General features: G+C 39.6%; 17 protein-coding genes and 1 pseudogene. 10 read left to right on the top strand and 8 right to left on the bottom strand.

Annotated elements, in window-relative coordinates; all coding sequences use genetic code 11:
* Window positions 1-89 precede the first annotated feature (89 nt).
* A complete protein-coding gene (locus IGJ95_RS13175; protein ID WP_248299565.1) occupies window positions 90-164 on the top strand; it encodes a putative holin-like toxin in 75 nt (24 codons plus the stop codon).
* A 285-nt stretch (window positions 165-449) separates the two neighbouring features.
* Here the strand turns inward: IGJ95_RS13175 and IGJ95_RS13170 are convergent, their stop codons facing one another.
* A complete protein-coding gene (locus tag IGJ95_RS13170) occupies window positions 450-2,603 on the bottom strand; it encodes a GH92 family glycosyl hydrolase (protein ID WP_438762083.1) in 2,154 nt (717 codons plus the stop codon).
* The gene (locus IGJ95_RS13165; RefSeq protein ID WP_010734158.1) at window positions 2,584-3,651 is read right to left on the bottom strand and encodes a GntR family transcriptional regulator; all 1,068 of its coding nucleotides are present in this window, start codon (window positions 3,649-3,651) and stop codon (window positions 2,584-2,586) included. The genes IGJ95_RS13170 and IGJ95_RS13165 overlap by 20 nt, the downstream gene beginning before the upstream one ends.
* 150 nt (window positions 3,652-3,801) lie before the next feature.
* Here IGJ95_RS13165 and IGJ95_RS13160 point away from each other — a divergent pair, with 150 nt between their 5' ends.
* From IGJ95_RS13160 to IGJ95_RS13140, 5 genes and pseudogenes are all read left to right on the top strand, one after another.
* The gene (locus IGJ95_RS13160; protein WP_438762081.1) at window positions 3,802-5,091 is read left to right on the top strand and encodes a glycoside hydrolase family 125 protein; all 1,290 of its coding nucleotides are present in this window, start codon (window positions 3,802-3,804) and stop codon (window positions 5,089-5,091) included.
* Window positions 5,092-5,105: 14 nt separating this feature from the next.
* On the top strand, window positions 5,106-7,787 hold the full coding sequence (locus IGJ95_RS13155) for an alpha-mannosidase (RefSeq protein WP_023520470.1): 2,682 nt from the start codon (window positions 5,106-5,108) through the stop codon (window positions 7,785-7,787).
* A gap of 3 nt (window positions 7,788-7,790) precedes the next feature.
* Window positions 7,791-8,663, top strand: coding sequence for an ROK family protein (locus IGJ95_RS13150; RefSeq protein ID WP_153830602.1), 873 nt, complete (start codon window positions 7,791-7,793; stop codon window positions 8,661-8,663).
* A 186-nt stretch (window positions 8,664-8,849) separates the two neighbouring features.
* Complete coding sequence (gene relB / locus IGJ95_RS13145; protein ID WP_010734162.1) at window positions 8,850-9,083, top strand: type II toxin-antitoxin system RelB family antitoxin; 234 nt, start codon at window positions 8,850-8,852, stop codon at window positions 9,081-9,083.
* Window positions 9,073-9,343, top strand: a pseudogene (locus tag IGJ95_RS13140) (type II toxin-antitoxin system RelE family toxin). Before relB ends, IGJ95_RS13140 begins: the two are co-directional and overlap by 11 nt.
* A 42-nt stretch (window positions 9,344-9,385) precedes the next feature.
* Here IGJ95_RS13140 and IGJ95_RS13135 read toward each other — a convergent pair.
* Window positions 9,386-9,847 (bottom strand): GyrI-like domain-containing protein, encoded by a 462-nt coding sequence (locus tag IGJ95_RS13135; RefSeq protein WP_062806079.1) that lies wholly within the window; start codon window positions 9,845-9,847, stop codon window positions 9,386-9,388.
* Window positions 9,848-10,011: 164 nt separating this feature from the next.
* Window positions 10,012-10,866: an RluA family pseudouridine synthase gene (locus tag IGJ95_RS13130; RefSeq protein WP_023520467.1), complete on the bottom strand. Its 855-nt coding sequence runs from the start codon at window positions 10,864-10,866 to the stop codon at window positions 10,012-10,014.
* 209 nt (window positions 10,867-11,075) lie between these two features.
* Between IGJ95_RS13130 and IGJ95_RS13125 the strand changes: the two genes are divergently transcribed.
* The 3 genes from IGJ95_RS13125 to IGJ95_RS13115 all read left to right on the top strand — a co-directional run bounded on the left by IGJ95_RS13125 (window position 11,076) and on the right by IGJ95_RS13115 (window position 14,362).
* The gene (locus tag IGJ95_RS13125; RefSeq protein ID WP_023520466.1) at window positions 11,076-13,250 is read left to right on the top strand and encodes a PBP1A family penicillin-binding protein; all 2,175 of its coding nucleotides are present in this window, start codon (window positions 11,076-11,078) and stop codon (window positions 13,248-13,250) included.
* A gap of 67 nt (window positions 13,251-13,317) precedes the next feature.
* Window positions 13,318-13,659 carry a YlbF family regulator gene (locus IGJ95_RS13120; RefSeq protein WP_010734167.1) on the top strand — a complete coding sequence of 114 codons (342 nt, stop codon included), beginning with the start codon at window positions 13,318-13,320 and terminating at the stop codon, window positions 13,657-13,659.
* A gap of 172 nt (window positions 13,660-13,831) precedes the next feature.
* Window positions 13,832-14,362, top strand: a complete 531-nt coding sequence (locus tag IGJ95_RS13115; RefSeq protein ID WP_023520465.1) for a hypothetical protein — start codon at window positions 13,832-13,834, stop codon at window positions 14,360-14,362.
* 109 nt (window positions 14,363-14,471) lie between these two features.
* Here IGJ95_RS13115 and IGJ95_RS13110 read toward each other — a convergent pair whose 3' ends face one another.
* Genes IGJ95_RS13110 through IGJ95_RS13095 form a run of 4 tightly spaced genes read right to left on the bottom strand, consistent with a single transcriptional unit; the run spans window position 14,472 to window position 19,533 of the window.
* Complete coding sequence (locus IGJ95_RS13110; protein WP_438762207.1) at window positions 14,472-15,158, bottom strand: rhamnogalacturonan acetylesterase; 687 nt, start codon at window positions 15,156-15,158, stop codon at window positions 14,472-14,474.
* A 2-nt stretch (window positions 15,159-15,160) separates the two neighbouring features.
* Window positions 15,161-16,564, bottom strand: a complete 1,404-nt coding sequence (uxaC, locus tag IGJ95_RS13105; protein ID WP_010734170.1) for a glucuronate isomerase — start codon at window positions 16,562-16,564, stop codon at window positions 15,161-15,163.
* Between the two features lie 45 nt (window positions 16,565-16,609).
* Window positions 16,610-18,115 carry a UxaA family hydrolase gene (locus tag IGJ95_RS13100; RefSeq protein ID WP_023520463.1) on the bottom strand — a complete coding sequence of 502 codons (1,506 nt, stop codon included), beginning with the start codon at window positions 18,113-18,115 and terminating at the stop codon, window positions 16,610-16,612.
* A 5-nt stretch (window positions 18,116-18,120) separates the two neighbouring features.
* Window positions 18,121-19,533 carry a tagaturonate reductase gene (locus IGJ95_RS13095; protein WP_041684313.1) on the bottom strand — a complete coding sequence of 471 codons (1,413 nt, stop codon included), beginning with the start codon at window positions 19,531-19,533 and terminating at the stop codon, window positions 18,121-18,123.
* 371 nt (window positions 19,534-19,904) lie between these two features.
* On the opposite strand from IGJ95_RS13095, the gene IGJ95_RS13090 reads away from it, so the two are divergent.
* Window positions 19,905-22,094 carry a helix-turn-helix domain-containing protein gene (locus IGJ95_RS13090; RefSeq protein WP_010734173.1) on the top strand — a complete coding sequence of 730 codons (2,190 nt, stop codon included), beginning with the start codon at window positions 19,905-19,907 and terminating at the stop codon, window positions 22,092-22,094.
* Window positions 22,095-22,228: the final 134 nt, after the last annotated feature.

The following is a 22,228-nucleotide window of genomic DNA, read 5'->3' as shown; positions in this document are numbered from 1 at the left end:
GGTAGCTACTCAGGGGGTGATGCTTATGAGCATTTTCCTACTTCAACGAAGGGAGTAGCCTTTTGTCTGTTGCGGAAGCACTGGCATTGATGATCCAGTTCGGATCGTTGATGCTTGCGCTTGTTGGCATTATGCTGACAATCAGCAAAAAAGATAAAAAATAAACCCGTCATAAACTTTTAGCAGAAGTTGACGGGTTTATTTTAGCTCAAAACATGCTACCACAAAACGGCTACATTGGAGCGATGTTAGCGCATCGCTTCTTTTCTTTAGTATAGCATCTCAACGAGTCATCTGTAAACAACGAGTCATGAGTGAAATCAATCATTCAATAAAGTCCTAATGGAGTCGCACATTCTCTAAAATTAGTGCTGAAGACGATGGCAAATGGAATTAACTAAAGAGTAAGCTTCCTTAACCACGCTTCTTTTCTAGCTGAACCACTGATATTATTCTTGGCGACTTAAAGAATAAGGCAAACTATCCTCTGAATAAGTTTTAGTATGAGGAACAATGCCTAAATGGTAGTTGATCGTGCCACCGTTTAGTAAATCTTTATGAGTAAAATATAGCTTTTCATAAGTGTAGCCATCTCGACTTACATGGTGAATAAACTGTTGTTGGGGCTGGTTAGGCGTAGCATGGATAGTCAATTGATTGCCGTTTGAAAGTGTTAAGATCACTTGATCAAACAGTGGGATACCAATGACATACTCACCGGTTCCAGGTGTAACTGGGTAAAAACCTAAACTGTTAAAGATATACCAAGCGGCCATACTGCCATTATCCTCGTCGCCAGGATAGCCAGTAGGTGATGCATCGAAAAGTTGCGTAAGCAACTGTTTGATCAAAGGTTGTGCCATTTCGGGTTTCCCAAGGTAATGGAAAAGATAAGGGTAGTGAAAACTTGGTTGATTAGAGATGGCTAATTGTCCAAATTCAGTTGCTGCCATCTCACTCATTTCATGGATTTCAAACCCATAACCACCGACTTCAAACTTAGGCGGTTGATTACATAATTCAACTAATTTGTTCTCAAAAGCTTGTTTTCCACCATGCGCTTCGATCAGACCTGCAAAGTCATGGAAAACAGCAAAACTGCTTTGCCATGCACTTCCTTCTGCGTAATCTGTGCCCCAAGAGATAGAGGAGAAATCAGGACGGAATTTTCCTGAGCAGTCTTTTGAACGCATAAAACCAGTTTCTGTATCAAAAACATTGCGATAGTTCATGGATTGTTGCTGATAGTGATGAGTTGTTTCAACATCAGCTAGTGTTTGAGCAACTTGACTGATACAAAAATCACTGTAGGCATAATCAAGTGTGTGATTGATCGATTCATGGTAATGGTTTGGCACGTAGCCATACTTTAAATAATCGATTGTCCCTTGGCGACCATAATTTTGTTGATCACTTTGAACTGTCGCTCCTTTTTTCATGGCTTCTAAAAATTCCGGCATATTCTGACTGCCGATACCTTTGATGGCAGCATCAGCGATCGCTGCATCGATCAATGTTCCAGGCATGAGACCTCGTTCATCTGGAGAAAGCCATTTAGGTAAGAAGCCAGTTTCTCGATAACTGTTTAAAAAACCTTCCAACATCTCTTCATATTTTTCGACCGCAATCAATGAAAAGAGTGGGTAAACCGTTTTGTACGTATCCCAAAACCCATTATTTGTATAAAGAATCCCATTTTTTACTGTACAACTAGTGGTATCATAATGGATTTTTTTTCCTTCTGGATCAATTTCGTAAAAAGTTTGTGGGAATAGGAATGTCCGATATAAATTGTGATAGAACGTTTGCATTTGTTTTTGATCATGATGGTTGATTTTGATTCGATCAAAGTAGTTTTGCCATTGCTCCTGACTGTCTAAAAGATAGTCTTTTTCTTGTTTTTCTTGCTCTTGTTTCAAATTGTGGTGAGCTTGTTCATTACTAATGAATGACGTCCCTAGCCGAATCGTCTGTTGCTTGATATGACCAAAATAAAGAGCTACGGTGTCTGCTTGTTCGCTAGAATACTCGAGTTCACTAGTTGTCAGAGGCTGTTCGAAGCCCAAAACAAAATAAAAAGTGAAATTCGGATCTTCTGCGCCCGCAAAATGAGTGACTTGGCCTTCTAGTGTGTAGGCATCTTTTGCAGTAAGACGGAAACGGCCAGGAAACGCTAGTAATAAACCGCTATCATTTTGTTGGTAAGTGATGGAAAGGATGCCACCATACATACTAGGGATCAATGTCGATTGAATACCGTAACGCAATTGGTCAATGGAAAGGTGGGTGGGACAAAAAGTACATTCTTCTGGGCGATACGAACTTTGGGCATGGAACACCGTGGGTTCTTGTAATACTCCACTGAACGGAGTCATCAAAAAGTGGCTGAAATCCCCCATCCAAGGACTAGGTTGATGAGTCAAACGATAACCTTGGAAAATCCGGTCATCGGGGTGAAACCACCAACTACCTCTTTGTTCATTTGTCTGTGGGGCAAAATAGTTCATACCAAAAGGAACGCCTGTATAAGGCAGGCAATTCCCATTAGAAAAGTTGGCTTGATTCGCAGTGCCATGACGTGTATCAATTTGTTGAATGTCCATGTGTATACTCCTTTGTCGATAGTCGTTGGATCAAAGTAACAGGATGTTTGATGTCAGCCGGTTTTTCTTTTGTTTGTAACCACTGGATCATCGCTTTGCCCGCCAATTCGCCTAATTGGAGAAAATCTTGGGCAATCGTTGTTAAAGGCGGATCAACCAAAGCAGCAGCTTGGATATCATCGAACCCGATGACGGAAAAATCATTGGGAATGGTGTAACCCAATTGTTTTAACGTAGTCATTGCTTGAATTGCAACTAAGTCATTCTCACAAACAAATGCTGTAACGTTATGTGTATGAATATAGTTAGCTAATTCATTAGTGGTCGCCATTGGATCATTTAATGCAGTATGGAACGATAACTCTGCTTTATTCAGTGCTTCAAGATAACCGAGATAGCGTTGTCTCACGGATTGTGGATGGGATAAATCACCAAAAAGATAAGCGATTTTTTTGTGACCTTGTTCAATCAATTGATTGGTTGCTAAAGAACCACCTTGAAAGTTATCCGATAAGACAGTTGGAAAAGGTAACTCATATATTTTTTTATCTAGCATGAGTACTGGAAAGTCTTTTAAGGAAAGCTCAAAAAGCAAGTCAAGATGTTGATCTATTTCAAAAGCATAATAAATCAAGCCATCAAATTCTTGCATCAAATCATTGGCTGTCTTTGTTTCTAAAAAATCTAAAGTCGTCATCATGACCTCGAATTGATGTTCTTGCATGATTGGATTCAAGCCCTGAGTAAAGTCACCCACGGATAAATCAGACAAGTAAGGCAAAAGAAATAAGATTCTTTTATGAGTAGAGAGACTACGTGAAGGAACACCTTTTTTGGGAGCTTTAACAAAACTTCCTTTTCCGCGTACACGATAAATCAATCCTAGTTGTTCTAATTCTGTCAATGCCCGTTTGGACGTGATCCGACTAACATTGTATTGTTGGGATAGTTCTTTTTCAGTGGGAACTTGACTGTCGACAGGTAAAGTTCCATCATGTATTGCTTTTTCTAGCGCTAAAAATATTGTTTTATATAATGGTTGCTCCATAATTACACCTCTTAATGATATATCATAATTAAATCATAGCATAATACTTGAAAAAGTAAATAGAAAAAAGTTCATTGAAAGCGTAGACATTTATAGTGCGAGCAGGTATAATTCATAATGACATATCAAATAAAAGGGAGTTTATATAATATGGCTTATAAAGATATACCTAATTCAGTGAAGCAATTTATGGATGACATCATACAAAAATGTGGAGAAGAGCATGCAGATTGGGCTAAGAATTTTTCTTCGGCTTTTGCGAATACGTTGTTGACCACAGTCAAACGGCAAGAGGATGGGACAACTTTTCTACTCACAGGAGATATCCCTGCAATGTGGTTACGTGATTCCACCGCGCAGGTTCGTCCTTATTTAGTAATTGCGAAAGAGGATGAAGATTTAGCTGACATGATCAGTGGGTTAGTCAAAAAGCAATTTTACTATATCACGATCGATCCATATGCAAATGCGTTCAATGAACAAGCAAATGGCGCAGGGCATCAAACCGATCAGACTCAAATGAACGATTGGATCTGGGAAAGAAAATATGAAATCGATTCTTTATGCTACCCTGTTCAACTAGCTTATTTACTTTACAAGAATACCGGACGTACAGATCAATTTGACCACTCATTTATTGAGGGGATTCAAAAAATCTTCGAAGTTTTTCAAGTAGAACAAGACCATCGACAATCGCCTTACACCTTTACAAGAGACACCACAAGAAAAGAAGATACGTTAGTCAACGAGGGACGTGGATCGGCGATTGCGCCCACGGGTATGACTTGGTCAGGATTTCGTCCGAGCGATGATGCCTGTCAATATGGCTATCTTGTCCCATCCAATATGTTTGCTGTAGTTATTCTAGGATATGTGGAAGAGATTTTCACCTCAATTCTTGAAGACCAAGAAATCGTTACAAAAGCAAACGGCTTAAAAACAGCCATCCAAGAGGGGATTGCCACCTATGGAAAAATCGAAAATCAACAAGGTGAAACGATTTATGCGTATGAAGTAGACGGCTTAGGGAATGCCTCATTAATGGACGATAGCAATGTGCCTAATTTGATTTCAGCACCTTATTTGGGTTATTGCTCCAGTACAGATGAACACTATATAAATACGCGAAACACTTTGTTAAGTAAAGAGAACCCTTACTTTTATGAAGGGAAGTATGCAAAAGGAATTGGTTCTTCGCATACGCCCGAGAATTATATTTGGCCAATCGCCCTAGCGATGGAAGGAATGACGACAGAAGACAAACAAGAAAAAGAACGAATCCTTGATTTACTAGTAGCGACCGATGCAGGGACACACTTGATGCATGAAGGTTTTGATGTGAACAATCCGCAAAACTACACAAGAGAATGGTTTTCTTGGGCAAACATGATGTTTTGTGAATTAGTCATGGATTACTTTGATATCCGAGTGGAAAAATAAGGAGGAGAATAGATATGAAGAAAAAAGTGTATATCATTTCTCATAGCCATTGGGATCGTGAGTGGTACATGGCATATGAGCAACATCACATGCGATTAGTGGAGTTAATGGATGATTTGTTGGAGCTGTTTGAAACCGATCCAGACTTCAACAGCTTTCATTTAGATGGACAGACCATTATTTTAGATGACTATCTACAAGTACGTCCTGAAAAAAGAGAAGCAATCCAACAAGCCATCGATGTAGGAAAATTACGGATTGGACCATTTTATATTTTACAGGATGATTTTTTAATTAGCTCAGAGTCAAATGTTCGGAATATGTTGATCGGTATGGAAGAAAGTCGCAAATGGGGAACGCCGGTCATGCTAGGTTATTTCCCTGATACTTTTGGCAATATGGGACAAACGCCACAAATGATGAAGCAAGTAGGACTAGAAGCTGCTGCGTTTGGTCGTGGGGTGAAACCGATAGGCTTTGATAATCAAGTACTAGAAGCTGAGAACTATTCGTCACAATATTCTGAGATGTGGTGGAAAGGCCCTGATCAAACGGAGATCTTTGGGTTATTGTTTGCCAACTGGTACAGTAACGGGAATGAGATTCCAGCTGAGAAAGAAGCTGCGATTCGTTTTTGGGATCAGAAGTTAGCAGATGCCGAGCAATATGCGTCAACCAACCATTTATTGATGATGAATGGAGTGGATCATCAACCTGTACAAAAAGATATATCAAAGGCAATTCGATTAGCCAATGAATTGTATCCTGACTATGAATTCATTCATTCCAATTTTACTGATTATCTAGAAACGGTACAACAGGATCTTCCTCAGGATCTTGGCTCAGTTGAAGGAGAATTGACGAGTCAAGAAACCGATGGCTGGTATACGTTAGCCAATACAGCTTCTGCGAGAGTTTACCTCAAACAGTGGAACACAAAAGTACAACGTCAACTTGAAAATGTCACAGAACCTTTAGCAACGATGGCATATGAAGTGACAGGAAGGTATCCGCACGATCAATTAGATTACGCTTGGAAAACACTGATGCAAAATCATCCTCATGATAGCATTTGCGGATGCTCAGTTGACTCCGTTCATCGAGAAATGATTCCGCGTTTTGAAAAAGCCAATGAAGTGGGGAGATTTTTAGCACAAGAAGCATTGGATCAACTGGCAACAGCTATTGATACCAGTGGATTTTCGAAGCAAAGCTATCCTTTTGTTATTTTCAATACAGCAGGAATGCCCAAAACAGGGTCAGCCGTAATCACTTTAGAGTTGGAACGAAAACGATTTGCAGAAGGTATTCCAGAGGAGCTATATCAAGAATTGGCGGAACAACCTAAGAAATACTACCATGTTGAAACGTCTGAAAAAAAACAGATCCCAGCTTTGGTTTCTGAAGAAGTTGTATCATTTGGCTATGATTTACCGAAAGATCGCTTTAGAGTGCCATATATGGCAAGATATGTCACGATTGAGCTACCAATTGATGAAATGCCTGCATTTTCATGGGAAACATTCGCTTTAGTTGAAGGAGCAACGGATGAAAAACAAGAGTCGATGATTACTCAAGCAGGACGCTGTATTGAAAATCAATTCGTGCATGTATCCATTGAGCAAAATGGGACATTGACCTTATTGGATAAAACGAGCGGGCAAGAATTTGAAGAGTTATTGACATTTGAAGACGTCGGTGACATCGGTAACGAATATATCTTCAAGCAACCAGAGAATGAACAAGCGATTCTTTCAAAAGACCAACCAAGAAGTACTGTTGAGATCATCAAGGATACATCTAAAATCGCTCAAATCAAACTAACTCAAACCATTGACATCCCTATTTCTGCAGATGATCGGTTAGAAAAAGAGCAACAAATGGTACGAGAGTTCCGCTTTAGGCAAGCCCAACGCTCAAAAGAAACAAAGCCACTGACAATCACAACACTGATTACGTTGCGTGCAGAGAGCAAAAAGATCGATTTTACAACAACCATCGACAATCAGATGAAAGATCATCGCTTACGTGTCTTATTCCCAACGAAGTTACATGTGGAACAACACGAAGCAGATAGTATTTTTGAAGTTGTAGCTCGTCCAAACCAAGTCTCTGCAAGTTGGGAGAACCCGACCAATCCCCAGCATCAACATGCCTTTGTCCAATTAGGCGATGCAACCCAAGGGATAACGATTGGTAATTTTGGTTTGAATGAATATGAAATCTTGGATGGAAAAACCATTGCGGTGACATTACTGCGTTGCGTCGGTGAGATGGGCGACTGGGGTTATTTCCCAACACCGGAAGCACAGTGTTTAGGTGTTCACCAATTCGATTACAGTTTAGAGGTCCATACAGGAGAAGATAAATTCGCCACCTACAAGCATGCTTATGCAGCTCAAATTCCATTTTCGACAAAGCAATTGTCCAATCAAGTAGGCAAACTATCACCGAAAAACCAATATTTATCAATTGAAGGGGAAACGTTTGCAATTACTGCTTTGAAACGAAGCAAACTTAATGATAAACTAGTAGCGAGAGGATTCAATATGTCTAGTCATTTAGAATCGTTGCATTTGACGAAAAATGGCAAAAAAGGCAAACGGTTGAATCTCCTTGAAGAAGAATGTCAAGAGACGATTGACGAAATGCTCCAGCCTTATGAGATTCGGACAGTCGGCTTTGAGGAGGAATAATTGATGTATGGTGGAATAGAAGCAGGTGGAACAAAATTTATTTGTGCAGTATCAGATCAGGGAGAAATCATTGAAAAAATCAGTGTACTGACAACTTTACCGGAGGAAACATTGGCGTTAGTGTTTGATTTCTTTGATCGCTTTGAATTAGAAGCAATTGGAATCGGTTCCTTTGGTCCAATCGGTATTGATCCAACGAATGATCGCTATGGCTATGTCTTAGCTACGCCTAAACAAGGATGGCGAGATTTTGATTTCTTAGGAAGCATCAAACAACGATACGACGTTCCTTTGGCATGGACAACCGACGTCAATGCTGCGGCATATGGTGAATTGTTAAAAGGGGCGGCGCAAGGGAAAAACAGTTGCATCTACTTGACTGTCGGCACAGGTATTGGTGGCGGTGTTGTGTTGAATAGCGATATTCTTTCTGGAAGTGCGCATCCGGAAATGGGACACATCATGGTCAAACGTCATCCAGAAGACGACTACGAAGGAACTTGTCCTTTCCATAAAGACTGTTTAGAAGGATTAGCGGCTGGACCATCGATCGAAGCACGTACAGGAATCAAGGGACAAAATTTACCTGAGGATCATCCTGTCTGGGATATCCAAGCATATTATCTTGCACAAGCATTAGTCAATTATACATTGACATTAGCGCCAGAAAAAATCATTTTAGGTGGTGGTGTCATGAATCAAGCACACTTACTACAAAAAGTGAGAGAACAATTTATGACATTGATGGCTGGTTACATGGAAACGCCGCCAGTAGAGGAGTATATTGTTCAATGGGGCATGCCAAATGAAAGTGGGATCATCGGCAGTTTATTATTGGCGGAAAAGGCACATCGAGAAGGAAATGAATTTGCATAAATCTAAGAAGAAAATAGCGACTTTTAATTTTTAGATGGAAACTTGAATAAAAATAGGTATAGAGAACGACTGTCATTATTGGTAGCCGTTCTTTTTTATTCTATATATTACGTACTAACGTTGTATTGACAAAAGAATGTATTTTTTATTACGATGTTGTTACAAATTAGAGCGGAGGGGTAGATTATGGGGCAATCCACAATTACCTTTAGAATTCCAGATGATGAAAACAAACTAGTAGCAGAATATGCTAAAGTACATAACTCATCATTGAAGGAACTTTACAGGACGTCAGTACTTGATAAAATCGAAGATGAGATTGATTTAAAATTATTAAAAGATGCAATGGCACTTTCTAAAAAGAAAAAAGAGAAGGGAATTTCTCAGTCTGGCATGGAGAAGTTCTTAGCTGAAGTATAAAGTTATCTATATGCCTCAAGCGCAGAAACAGTTAAGAAAGATGGATCGAAATCAGGCAAGAATAATCGTTGCTTGGATTAGAAAAAATTTGGAAGGAACCAGCACCCCCTCGACAACACGGTAAAGGATTGACTGGAAATCAAGGTGGTGAGTGGCGGTACCGCATTGGGAATTATCGCATACTAGCAAATATAATTGACTCTGAAATTATAATTGAACTATTTGCTATTGGTCATAGAAGCATTATGTACAAGAAATAATTGTTGCAAATGAGACTGGTTTGGAGCAACATGAATCCGAACTTAATTGATTGGAAAAACAACTTGTGTCAATAATTGGTTTTCCGGTGTATCAAGCGGATTACTTAGATAGTAATCATAATAAACGCCTGTACTTTCCAAATGATTTTCTTGGAGATAAACCAGCATTGCCTCGTATGTTGCCTCAAGTGTGGCGTAAGAACCTTGATGTGTGGCGATAACGGCTTTTCCACCATACGTTTGACTCATATACACCTCATCACTTGCAGAAATAGCTGTATTGATAGGAATCCCTAACTCAATGTCAAAGATGGTAAAGTCTTCGTTGCTATTCAGATAAGCGCAGTAGGGGGCGCCAATCAGTTGGGCACCTTGTTCAGCAACAGCGTGCATCAATTTTTCATAGCCAGTATCTATTGCAACGGTCATGTTCTCCATAGTAACAGCAGTCGCTTTGGTTGCTACAGCAATTTGTGACGAAAGGTTAGTTATTTCAATATTCATATGAATGATCTCCTTGATATTTTTTATATACATACTAATGTAAGTCTAGCATGTATGCGCTTACTGTCAATTCATATTTTTGATAGAAACAGAAAAAAACTGAGAATTGGGCTCGTATTAAGTTCCCAATTCTCAGTTTTTTGTTTATGACTATTTTCAAGTGTTTACCATAGTCCCGGCAATGCTTGTGCAATGATTTTTTCTTGTGTAAATGGATGGGGCATATGGAGTTCTAACGCATGGAGCATCAAACGTTTCGCTGACTTCGTTTGATAGAGCGGGTCACCAACAATGGGGTGGCCTTGATTTGCTAAATGTACACGGATTTGGTGGGTTCGTCCTGTATCCAAGACACAATAGACCTTTGTTTTATCTGCCGAAAATTCGGCGACTTGGACATGTGTGATGGCTGGTTGCCCATTTCTTGGATCAACCACTCGTTTGCGACGATCATGACGATCTCTGCCGATTTTGTCTGTAATTGTTACATCTTGAGAAAGTTTACCCCAAACAACGGCTTGATAACGGCGGTAGATTTTTTTCTGTTCCAACATTCTACCTAAAATAGGTAAAATAAAAGGATTTTTAGCAAATAGAACAGCTCCACTCGTTTCCTTGTCTAATCGATGAACGACATATGGACGTTGCTTTTTTTGATTTAAGTAAGCAGCCAGATGATTCAATAACGTATTCGTTTCTGTTGGTTCATTCGGATGCGTTTTGATACCGACTGGTTTGTTGACGATGATCAAGTGCTCATCTTCATACAACACGCTGACTTTTGTTGCTTCCCCCAATTGGATCTCTTGGTAACTATAGTCAGTTTCCTCAAAGTGCAAAGTGATTTGATCTCCAGCTTTTGCTTCGTGATGGAATAAAACAGGTTCGCGATTCAATAAGACGTTTTTACGTATACGTAAAAAGTGTCGGACTTTTCTTGGTACAAGCCACTCATTTTCTAATAATTCTCGAATCGTCATGGTTGGATGAGATTCAGGTAACGTGATTGTGATGTCCACATGCTCACACCTTTCATTGAAATTCAGATTCATTGTAACATTTTTAACAGATATTTAAGAAAAAAATGGAAAAATTCCTTCACTTCATATGCTAAACTATCCACAATGTGAATAAACAAAGCGTACACCTACATCTCAAGCAGGACGTCACGCATAATTAGTTATGTTAAAATGAGAAGAATGAGATCAATAGACAGGAGAAGAAGTGAATGGATTTTCAGAGCATGTTAAGAAGAATAAAAACTGCGCTCATCAGTTTTTGGCGATGGATTAAGCCTTACCTCGGACAATTCCATCGATGGCGTAAGCGCATTTGGAAAAAATATCATATCAACAAGTTGATTTTACTGATCGGACTGATCTTCGTATTGATCACGAGTATTTATCTATTTGTATTAGCAAAACAAGCGAATGTTGAAACACTGAAATCTGGTTTGAGTCAGTCGACCGTGATTTATGATAAAAACAACGAAGAGGCGGGGACGTTGTATGCACAAAAAGGGTCTTATGTGGAGTTAGATGCGATTTCTCCACTGATCCAAGATGCCGTTATCTCGACCGAAGACCGGAATTTTTATCAACATCCTGGTTTTGATATCAAAGGGATTGCCAGAGCAGCAGTAAGGATGATCACATCTGGTGGTACAGGCGGGGGTGGCGGAAGTACCATTACCCAACAGTTAGCCAAAAATGCGTATCTTACACTAGATCAAACGTTTGACAGAAAAGCGAAAGAACTTTTTCTAGCGATTGAGATCGAGAAGAAGTACAGCAAAGAAGAAATTTTAACGATGTATCTGAACAATGCCTATTTTGGTAATGGGGTTTGGGGTGTACAAGATGCATCAAGACGCTATTTTGGAGTGGATGCTAACAATGTCACGCTGTCTGAAGCTGCTACGTTAGCGGGGATGTTGAAGGGTCCTGGTATCTACAACCCAATCGATCATCCAGAAAATGCCAATAATCGGAAAAATACGGTGTTAAGCGTGATGGCAGACAATGGTAAAATCAGTGAAGAACAAGCAACTGCTGAGTCTCAGACGGACATCACACACTATTTGAATGATACGTATACTGGTTCGGAGTCTGGTTATCGTTATCCTTATTATTTTGATGCAGTGATTGATGAAGCTGTTAGTGAATATGGCTTAGATGAAGCAGATGTCATGAACAAAGGCTATAAAATCTATACGTCATTGAATCAGAATTATCAGCAACAACTAGAAGCGACTTATCAAAATGATGCGTTATTCCCTCCAAATGCGACAGATGGTGCCATGGTCCAATCAGGTTCAGTTGCACTAGATCCGAAAACAGGAGGGGTTGCAGCGCTCGTTGGTCGACGTGGGGAACATGTCTTTAGAGGATTCAACTTTGCAACGCAGATGAAACGCTCACCTGGTTCATCAATCAAACCACTCAGTGTGTTTGCACCTGCGTTAGAAGCTGGCTATACACCGTCAAGTATTCTTGAAGATAAACCACAATCTTATTATGATGCACACAACTTTGATGGGACCTATCAAGGGGAAGTACCGATGTATCAAGCAGTTGCTCAAAGCTTGAATTTACCAGCTGTGTGGCTACTTCATGAGATCGGTCTTCAAAAAGGCTTTGATAAGACAAAAGAATTTGGCTTACCTTTAGCTGATTCAGACAAGTATTATGGGTTAGCGTTAGGTGGTTTGAAAAATGGGGTATCTCCTATGACTATGGCGGGGGCTTATGGTTCATTTGCCAATAATGGGAAGATGTATACACCGCATTTGATCACCAAGATCGTTGACTCTACTGGAGCAGTCATCGTTGATAATACCAATAGTAAACCAAAGCAGGTCATTTCCGAAGAAACGGCGAATCAAATGACCAGCATGTTACTAGGTACGTTCTCTAATGGAACGGGTGTTGCAGCGAATCCATATGGTTATACGGTGGCAGGGAAAACAGGAACGACAGAAACGAATTTTGATGCTACAAAAGCGAATGACCAATGGATCGTTGGATATACACCAGATGTAGTCATATCTACTTGGTTGGGATTTGAAGAAACGAGTGAACTTCACTATTTAGAAGGTACAAGTGGCAATGTGGTGGGGAAAGTCTTCAAATCAGCAGCAGAAGGCATCTTGCCTTACACCGAGCAAACAAGATTCAATGTTGCGGATGCCTATGCTACCGGCGGTCAAGTCGTCCCAGCAGATCAAGTACCAGATAATTCACAAACCAATGAAGAGAACCAGGGGAACTGGCAAGACAATTTAGATCGTTATGGCGAACAAGCAAAAGATGGCCTAAGGAATTTTGGCGATATGCTGAGAGAAGGCGTACAAGGTATCGGTGATGCAACACGAGATCTATGGCGTCGATTCCAAGGAGAGTAGGCACTTTGAAAACAAATCACCTCATGTTACAATAGAGTTTATTAAATAGAAGAAAAGAGGCCGTCGTATGTCAAATATTTATGATAGTGCAAATCAAATCGAACGTGAGATTCGTGAACTAAAAGAATTCAAAGAGCTAGAAGAAGCTTATGCAAAAGTAAAAGCGAATGAAGAAGCACACCAACTGTTCAAAGATTTCCAAGCGATGCAGATCGAATTACAAGAAAAACAAATGAGCGGACAAGAATTCAGCGATGAAGATGCTGCCAGAGCGCAAGAAATGGCAATGAAAATCCAAACAGAAGAAGTCATCAATGACTTGATGCAAAAAGAACAAGGGTTCAGCACGATCATCAACGATTTAAACCGTATCATCATGACACCAGTACGCGACTTGTACAGCGAATAGTCACCAACAAAATAACTTTCTGGCATGAAATCTCTAAAGGATTTCATGCCAGTTTTTTTATGAAAAACAATTTTTTCTTTCAGAAGAAAAAGTGATGGACAGGCAAGGATCATCCTTTGTTATCATTAAGTTGCAGAAAGGCACCGATAAACAAACGAGAGGATGTGAACCTATGCCAAAGAAAATGACGATCGAAATTACCGCACCTATTAAAGAATTGAATGTTACGAAACCTTTTGACTTAGCCCTTTTCAATCAATTTATCCTACATAAACGAACAAAAGAGTTACTACAGACACTAAAAAAATTGAAACATCAGCTTGTCGAAGATTCATGGGCCTATGATAAAAATTTTCGTTGGGTATCCACAAAAACGCATTTCGAGCATTATCAAAACAGTTTGATCTGGGCAGAAAAACTGGATCGAGTCATATATCAGCGGTTAACAGAAAAACAAAAGAATCACACGCCTTTTGCTCTTCTTTCATTTATGGTAACTCATCGCTATATTCACGAATATGCACGTTATACAGTGAAAGACCAACGAATGATCTTCCAAGAAATCCGCCAAAGTCTACAAGTAGAAAACAAAGATCTTTTTATGTTTGAAAAATTAAAAGAGGGCGTCAGCTTGGCAATTACGGCTAGAAGACCTTCATTAGCGGAAAAACAAAAGAATAATGATCGAACACAAAGCCTTTGATCGTATCATTGAGTCCTAATTTAATAGACAAAACAAAAACTTAAAGCATATTGTATGCTTTAAGTTTTTGCTTTGTCTGGGTAAAATTGTAAATCCTTTGAATCAAGTTTTAGATATGAGGAGTATCAAGATAATTTACTAATGGAAGATCAGTTTCTTTTAGTAGTTCAACGACGAGTTGAGCGACTAAAGCAGCGCCTTCTGGACTAAAATGAGTGTTGTCACAAAGTCCTGAGGGATAATTTTCATAAGTATCAACTGGTAAATGCAAGTAGAACTTTTTTGTTTCTTCTTGCGTATACTGTTGAAGAGTTGCTTGTGAACGAGTGAAAACATCCAAAATGGGGTAGTTATTTTTTTCTGCGAATTGCCTCATTGCTTTTGGATATTCTCCTAAGCAGTTCGGATCTAATTGCCCATTTTTCAAGTAAAGGCGTCGCGTGACAGGGGTCAAGAAAATTGGCTGTACATTTGAGGATAAGGCTGTTTGTGCATAGATAGCAAGTGCATCTATATACCCACCATATGGTTCTGTTCCTTTTGCTTCAGTGATTTTTTGGTCGTTGTGGCCAAACTGGATCAGCCAAAAGTCCCCCGCTTGAAATTCTTCTTTCAAGCGAGTGAATCGTCCTTCTTCAATGAATGATTTTGAACTACGGCCATTTTTTGCTTGATTGTTTACCCGAATCTTAGGCTGGAAGTATTTACCAAGAACTTCTCCCCAGCCGGTTTCTGGTCGAGCAGTCATGTGTTTGATCGAAGCAGTGGAGTCGCCTGCGATATGGATCGTTTGCATAGTCATTCTTCTTCCTCAAAAAAACCGAAATAGTTTCGCGCATTTGTATAACAGATATCTTCCACTAAGGTTCCTAAAAGATGGATGTCTTCGGGCGCTTCACCTCGTTCCACGATTTCACCGATCAGCTCACAGAGAACGCGTCGGAAATACTCGTGTCGTGTATAAGAGAGAAAGCTGCGAGAATCCGTCAACATACCGACGAAATTTCCTAAAACACCGCCATCAGCAAGTTGTGTCATCTGTTCACGCATGCCTGCTCGGGTATCGTTATACCACCAACCAGAACCGAGTTGAAGTTTTCCGGCGGTTTCCTTTTGAAAGCAACCCATCAGAGCAAGAAGTAAGGGATAATCATTTGGATTGAGTGAATAAAGGATTGTCTTTGGTAATTGACTGGTTTGATCGGCATGATCCAATAACTGTTGCAGGTGGCTGGTTAGTGGTTGATCGTTGATTCCGTCATAACCAGTATCTGGCCCTAAGCGTGTGAATGCTTGGGTATTGCAGTTACGATAAGCATGGAGATGCAACTGCATCGTCCAACCATGCGCATGATATAAAGTGATCAGCCGGTTGAGTGTTTCCGTTCGATAAGCATCAATTTCTGTTTGTGTCAGTGTTTCTTTCGTCAATGCTTTCTGGAAAATCTGTTCAAGCTCATTTTCCGAAGCTGTATGATAGGACAAGCGATCTAATCCATGATCCGATAGGCGACAGCCATGCTGATGGAAATAGTCGATCCTTTGACTCAATGCGGTGATCAAAGAAGTGTAATCAGCGATTGGTTTGCCAATTACGTGAGACAATTTTGACAACCATTCAGAAAATCCCTCGTGGGTGAGATTTAACGCAGCATCGGGACGGAATGCTGGTAATACTTTGAGATCAGGTTCTTCTTTTGCCAATAATTCGTGATAAACTAATTCGTCGATGGGGTCATCTGTTGTGCAAATGACAGTCACCTTCGCATTTTTCGCCATCTCTCGTCGCCGAAACGCTGGTTCAGCTAAACGTTTATTTGCTTGTTCCCAAATGTTAAGGGCATTTTCTTCATTGATCAGTAAATCGATTTGGAAGAAACGTTTCAATTCAAGATGTGTCCAAGTATACAAAGGATTGCCTATGATTTTCGGCACCGTTTGACACCAAGCATAAAATTTTTCGTAATCTGAGGCGTGACCAGTGATTTTTTCTTCAGGAACCCCGCAAGCTCGCATCAAACGCCATTTGTAATGATCGCCACTCAACCAGGCTTCTGTCAAATTAGTGAAAGGTTTGTTCTCATAAATTTCTTTTGGTGATAGATGACAGTGATAGTCGATGATCGGCATTTTTTCAGCAGATGAATGGTACAGTTTTTTTGACCATTGATTGGTTAATAAAAAATCATCAGATAAAAACATTTACTTCACTTCTTTCAATTTCAGATTAGGTAGTGATAAGAAAAATCAAAGTGTGACACCATTTTTAAAAATAGCTAGTTCTCTTACGTCGTTGGCTTCATTTTTTGTCTCTTCTCCGCTCGCAACACGGATGATCTTATCGATAAATAAAGGTAAGACCTCTGCCATGGATTGAGTCAATAATTCACCAGCATCAAAGTCCATCCAATGTTGTTTTCGTTCGAATAAAGGTGTGTTAGTTGATACTTTCAGCGTGGGAACGTAAGAACCAAAAGGTGTTCCTCTACCTGTGGTGAACAAGACGAGTTGACAATCAGCAGAAGCTAACGCAGATGCGGCAACAAGGTCATTACCGGGTGCCTCCAGTAAACTCAGCCCAGTTTTACGTACTTTATCACCATAGGCTAACACATCGACTACCGTTGAATTTCCTGCTTTTTGGGTGCAACCAAGTGACTTGTCTTCTAAGGTAGAGATACCGCCTGCTTTGTTTCCAGGAGAAGGATTTTCATAGACTGGTTCATTATAAGAGAGAAAATATTGTTTGAAATCATTGATCAAACGAACGATCGATTCAAAGACTTCTTGATTTTCTGCTCGTGCCATCAGTACTTGTTCGGCACCAAACATTTCAGGCACTTCCGTCAAGATCGTGCTACCTCCTTGTGAAATCAAATAGTCAGAAAAGGCACCTAGCAATGGATTGGCAGTAATCCCTGACAATCCATCCGAACCACCACATTTCAAACCGATCGTTAGTTTATCCAGAGGAACAGGAACACGGAAATCTCTTCGTGCGATTTCTGCTAATTCTTCAAGTAATGATACGCCATGTGCTATTTCATCAGTGACATCTTGGGCAGTTAAAAATTTTACTCGTTGTTTGTTATATTTATTTAAACTAGCTTTTAATTCTTGTATCGTATTATTTTCACAACCTAATCCAAATACAAGCACACCGCCAGCATTCGGGTGATGGATGGCATCAGCTAAGATCTTTTTCGTATTCTCATGGTCCTTACCTAGTTGAGAACAACCATAAGGATGTTTTAAAATTGTGAGATGATCGAAAGGATTGTCATCTGCATGTCGTTTTTTAAACTCTTGGATGATCAATTCAGCAATTCCATTGACACAGCCAACGGTTGGAACGATAAAGAGATCATTGCGAATCCCAGCTTGTCCGTCTTCACGAAGATAGCCTTGAAAGGTGCGATTTTCTTGTGGATAGACGATGGGGCGTGATTTTGGTTGGTATTGGTAGCTTTCCTCACCAGAAAGATTTGTTTTGATATTATGCGTATGTATCCATTGCCCCGCTTTGACATCCGTCAAGAGATGACCAATCGGATAGCCATACTTGATCACATCAGCCCCTGCGCTCAAATCAGACAAAGCAATTTTATGGCCTAAGGGGATTTCTTCAAAGGTAGTTAACGTAACATCATCGAAGCGAAGTGTTGTATTCGTTGGAATCGTGGTAGTAGCTACGACAACGCTGTCCTGTGGGTGTAATTGGATGATTCGAGTGGAGAAATCTGGATCAGTCATTTTTTTCATCCTTTCAATTCATGTAATACGTTACGAATGCCTTTTTGATCGATCTCTTTCACGTAAAGTGAAACTGTTTCTGTTAAATCAGGAAGTACGGATAGATCTTCGCCCCAAAGCGTTGGATTTTTCAATAGTTGAAGGACAGCAGTCTCTGGCTCAGCCCAAGCTTCAGCGAAGCTAGCGAGTACCATAGGGTCATCGTTTACCTGGATTTTCGAATGATCGGAACGATAAAGCAAGATCAAGGCAGCAAATGAGACAGTCAGGTAGGAAGGGAGCGCTTCCCTTTTTTCAATGTATTTTTTTAGAATAGGTAGTAATCGTGTTTGAAATTTGGCAACACTGTTCAAAGCAATCGCATGTAATTGATGATGTGCAAAAGGATTTAAGAACCGTTCGTTGATTTGTCTAGCGTACGCCAGCAATTCTTCTTCGGGTAAGCGTAACATTGGGATCAATTCACTAGTCACTAATGTGTTGATGTAATCGGATAGCAGAGGATCTTTCAAGACTTCTTCGACTGTTGAGACGTTTGACAGTAGACCAATCGGCACCATTGCAGTATGAGGACCGTTGAGTAGATGGACTTTTCGCTCACGATAAGGCGTCAAATCATCAGTCAAAACAACATTCAGACCTGCTTTTTTCAATGGTAAGCGTTCATTCAATTCCTCTGGTGCTTCGATCACCCACAACATAAATGGTTCAGCTTTGACCAACAGTTGATCGTCATATCCCAATCGTTGGTGCAATTCATCGATTTCATCTCTCGGGAATCCAGGAACGATCCGATCCACCAAACTGCAATAAAAATGATTTTCTTGGTGTAGCCAATCGACAAATTTTGTTTCAAGCTGCCAATTTTTTGCATACTGTAAAACGAATTTTTTTAAAAGCTCTGCATTGCGATCAATCAATTCGCATGGGATGATCGTAAGTCCGTTTTTATTCATTTTGAATCGATGATACAAAAAGGCAGTCAATTTTGCGGGGAAGCTTGTTGGAGGGATATCATTTCGAGTATCGGCTTCATGATAACTAATACCAGCTTCTGTCGTATTAGAAAAAACAAAGGCTAATTCATCGATTTCTGCCAATGCGAGGAATTCTTGCCATTGCTCGTAAGGGTTGAGCGTACGGTCGATCACAGTGATCGGCTCTGTCGTATCGATGACTTTGCCATCAATTAACCCTTGAAGTAGAACCGTATAGAGCTGATCTTGTTCAGCCAGCTTGTCACTTAAGCCGTGAGCTAGTGGCTGGACGATTGCAACATTTCCTTGATAGAGTCCTTGATTGTTTAACTGCTGAAGTTGCCAATCAACGAATCCTCTCATAAAATTTCCTTCACCAAACTGTAGACAAGTAATTGTAGCTTGGTTTTTAGGGTATTGCTTTTTAGTTAATCTTTCCATCGAATGATTTCCTTTCTGTGAGACAAAAATTTTATGATAAAAATCTCTGGAACGAAACGAGAATTATCAATGTTTGTTATTTTTATGACGGTTTCATGCTTCTTTTTGACAGATTTTATGTTTTTTTTATAGCTAAATCTATTTTTGATTTTCATGCTAGGTTCAATCTTTTAGTAGCGCATTCATCGTAATATGAATGAAAGGTTTAGTCAATATAGCTTGCTATCGTTAGGTTTTGCTCTTTCAAAAAAACTTATATTTTTAAATAGTAGTATGTTAATCTGAAAGAGTGAAGATACTCATTGCTTTAGAAGATAATCAATTTTACATAAAATGTAAGCCTTTTAATTCTGGAGGGGGGAGAAAGCTAAATGAGGAACAAAATGTTGTTTTATCAAATGTTTATGCCGCTTTTTATTATCGGTGTGGTACTGGTCGTTGGCTTTAGTTTGTTTATCTATACCAACACCTATGAATCGATTGAAGAGAACTACTTATTAGATAAACAAAATCTATTGAAACAAATCAAAACAAATGTAGAATGGAAGTTTCGGACGATTGAATACTCTTTCGCTACATACGGCTCCACTAAAAACTTCTCCGAAATATTTCAATCTCCTTTGAATCATACCGACTACACTATTTATTCCGAAGTACGAAAAGAACTTAATTTTATTGAAACGATCGCAATGGAGGAAAATGCGTTCAAGTTAGTCAGCCTAGAAGGCGGTTGGGGTGTCGTGAATGGGTCGCTGAATCAACTATCACCACAAGAAGTGACTGATTTAAAAGCCCAGTACGTCCATCAGGATCAACAAGTTTTTTGGACGAAACAACCAGATGGAATTGAAATGGTTGTTGCATTACCTAAAGCAGTCAGTGAAAAGTATGCGCTAGGTTTTGCTTCGATCGACCATCAGGCACTGAAACGAATCATTGAACGAAGCAATGAAGACCGCTTAACGATCTATTATGGAGCAGAGATACTTTTTACTGATGCTGAATCATCAAGAGAAGGGATGATAACAGTCCAAAATATCGAAGCGAATGTACCAACAGTGGTTCAAAGAAATGGTCGGAATTTCATCTTGCTCCAATCTGATTACAATCAATGGCAGTATCAATTAGAGATCGATCCTGCAACTATAGGTACGACTGTCCGAAACTTGCAAATCGGATTAGCTACTGTATCCTTTACTTTGATCATTTTAGTAGGGGGCTTGTCCTATATCTTTTCTGAGCGATATGTTCGTCCTATCAGCCAGATTCAAGACCGATTGAATCTTCATTCGGAAGGCTTATCTGGAAAGAAACTAGAGAACGTTGTTCAGTCAGTGAGCCAAGTAATTGGTGAAAATGAACTATTGAGTGCAAATTTGATTACTCAGAAACCACAACTAGAAACATTATTTGTCTTGAGTCTCTTTAGAAATCGTGTGGAAAAACGGGAGTTGGATCAACGGTTACGGCAGTTCAACTACGACTCGCAAAATGAATGTTACTATACAGCAATCGTGCAGATCGATCTTTTAGAAGACAGCCATGGAGGAGAACGAGATTTATTGCTATTGGCTATCAACCAAATGATTGCTGAGATCGTTCCTAAAGAAGAACGAATGATTCCTATCGTGCTAAACGAAGAAATGCAAGCAACGATTTATCGAATTCCTAAAGAAGAAGCATTCGCGAATAAAAAAGTAATGGATCACTGTCGTCAGATCCAAAAAATGATTCAAGAATATCTCAAATTGACTGTTAGCATTGGGATCAGTGAATGTTTTACTACGCTCAATGACAGTAAGCAATCTGTCGACCAAGCGAAAGAAGCCTTATACCATCGGGTAAACACTGGACCAAACTCAATTGTGTTCTACCATGAAATCATCTCAGAGCAGCAGGAGAAGACATTGATCAAATATCCGATGAAACAACAAAATCGTTTATTTGAAGCCATCCGTTCAGGAGACGAACACGTCAGTCACCTTCTTCACGAATTGATCATTGAGATGTTCACTCAAAATAAAAATCGATTGAATCGAGAAGTTGTAGCTATTCGGTTAGTCAATGAATTTGTTCAGTTGGGACAACTATTGGGTGTGAATATTACGCAGTTTGAAGAATTGAAGCAAATATATGTTAAGGTATTACATACTTATCATTCTCAAGAACTTGAACAATTGCTGTTAGAACAATTTGTTCAACCAATCACAAAAAGTGCTCAAGAAATCACGGAGCAAGAGTTTAAATCGTTATCAGAAAAAATGATCCATATCATCTATAGCGAATACGATCGTGATCTATCACTAGACATGGTGGCAGACCGTCTGCACTATAATCCTAACTATTTGAGTAATGTGTTCAAGAAAGAAACCGGTGAAAACTTTGGAGATTTCATTCAGAACTACCGCTTAGAGATCGCTAAGAAATGGTTGAAAGAAACGACGTTATCCGTGAAAGAAATTGCAGAAAGACTCAAATATCGTAACTCACAAAACTTTATTCGCTTTTTCAAAAAGAAAGAATCCGTCACTCCTGGTGAGTACCGTAAGAAAAACCGTTGAGGACAACTTAGTGAACGCCGATCATTAAAGTCCTACATAAGTTATTTAGGAAAAATAGTTGTTTCGATTGCGAGAAATAGCACGATCTTTGAAAAATGAATTTTTCTTAGATCGTGCTATTTGAATGAATAATT

Origin of the sequence: Enterococcus sp. AZ156 (assembly GCF_051714165.1) — a bacterium.
Classification (GTDB): Bacteria; Bacillota; Bacilli; order Lactobacillales; family Enterococcaceae; genus Enterococcus_B; species Enterococcus_B pernyi.
The sequence above is the reverse complement of the archived record's forward strand: the minus strand, read 5'-3'. Positions and strand labels throughout refer to the sequence as shown.

Excerpts from the sequence above, each read along its gene's own strand:
- uxaC (WP_010734170.1), bottom strand. The coding sequence starts at position 16,564 with ATGTTTTTATCTGATGATTTTTTATTAACCAATCAATGGTCAAAAAAA.
- IGJ95_RS13120 (WP_010734167.1), top strand. The coding sequence starts at position 13,318 with ATGTCAAATATTTATGATAGTGCAAATCAAATCGAACGTGAGATTCGT.
- IGJ95_RS13165 (WP_010734158.1), bottom strand. The coding sequence starts at position 3,651 with ATGGAGCAACCATTATATAAAACAATATTTTTAGCGCTAGAAAAAGCA.
- IGJ95_RS13150 (WP_153830602.1), top strand. The coding sequence starts at position 7,791 with ATGTATGGTGGAATAGAAGCAGGTGGAACAAAATTTATTTGTGCAGTA.
- IGJ95_RS13170 (WP_438762083.1), bottom strand. The coding sequence starts at position 2,603 with ATGGACATTCAACAAATTGATACACGTCATGGCACTGCGAATCAAGCC.
- IGJ95_RS13125 (WP_023520466.1), top strand. The coding sequence starts at position 11,076 with ATGGATTTTCAGAGCATGTTAAGAAGAATAAAAACTGCGCTCATCAGT.
- IGJ95_RS13135 (WP_062806079.1), bottom strand. The coding sequence starts at position 9,847 with ATGAATATTGAAATAACTAACCTTTCGTCACAAATTGCTGTAGCAACC.
- IGJ95_RS13095 (WP_041684313.1), bottom strand. The coding sequence starts at position 19,533 with ATGGAAAGATTAACTAAAAAGCAATACCCTAAAAACCAAGCTACAATT.
- IGJ95_RS13155 (WP_023520470.1), top strand. The coding sequence starts at position 5,106 with ATGAAGAAAAAAGTGTATATCATTTCTCATAGCCATTGGGATCGTGAG.
- IGJ95_RS13100 (WP_023520463.1), bottom strand. The coding sequence starts at position 18,115 with ATGACTGATCCAGATTTCTCCACTCGAATCATCCAATTACACCCACAG.
- IGJ95_RS13160 (WP_438762081.1), top strand. The coding sequence starts at position 3,802 with ATGGCTTATAAAGATATACCTAATTCAGTGAAGCAATTTATGGATGAC.
- IGJ95_RS13090 (WP_010734173.1), top strand. The coding sequence starts at position 19,905 with ATGAGGAACAAAATGTTGTTTTATCAAATGTTTATGCCGCTTTTTATT.
- IGJ95_RS13115 (WP_023520465.1), top strand. The coding sequence starts at position 13,832 with ATGCCAAAGAAAATGACGATCGAAATTACCGCACCTATTAAAGAATTG.
- IGJ95_RS13110 (WP_438762207.1), bottom strand. The coding sequence starts at position 15,158 with ATGCAAACGATCCATATCGCAGGCGACTCCACTGCTTCGATCAAACAC.
- relB (WP_010734162.1), top strand. The coding sequence starts at position 8,850 with ATGGGGCAATCCACAATTACCTTTAGAATTCCAGATGATGAAAACAAA.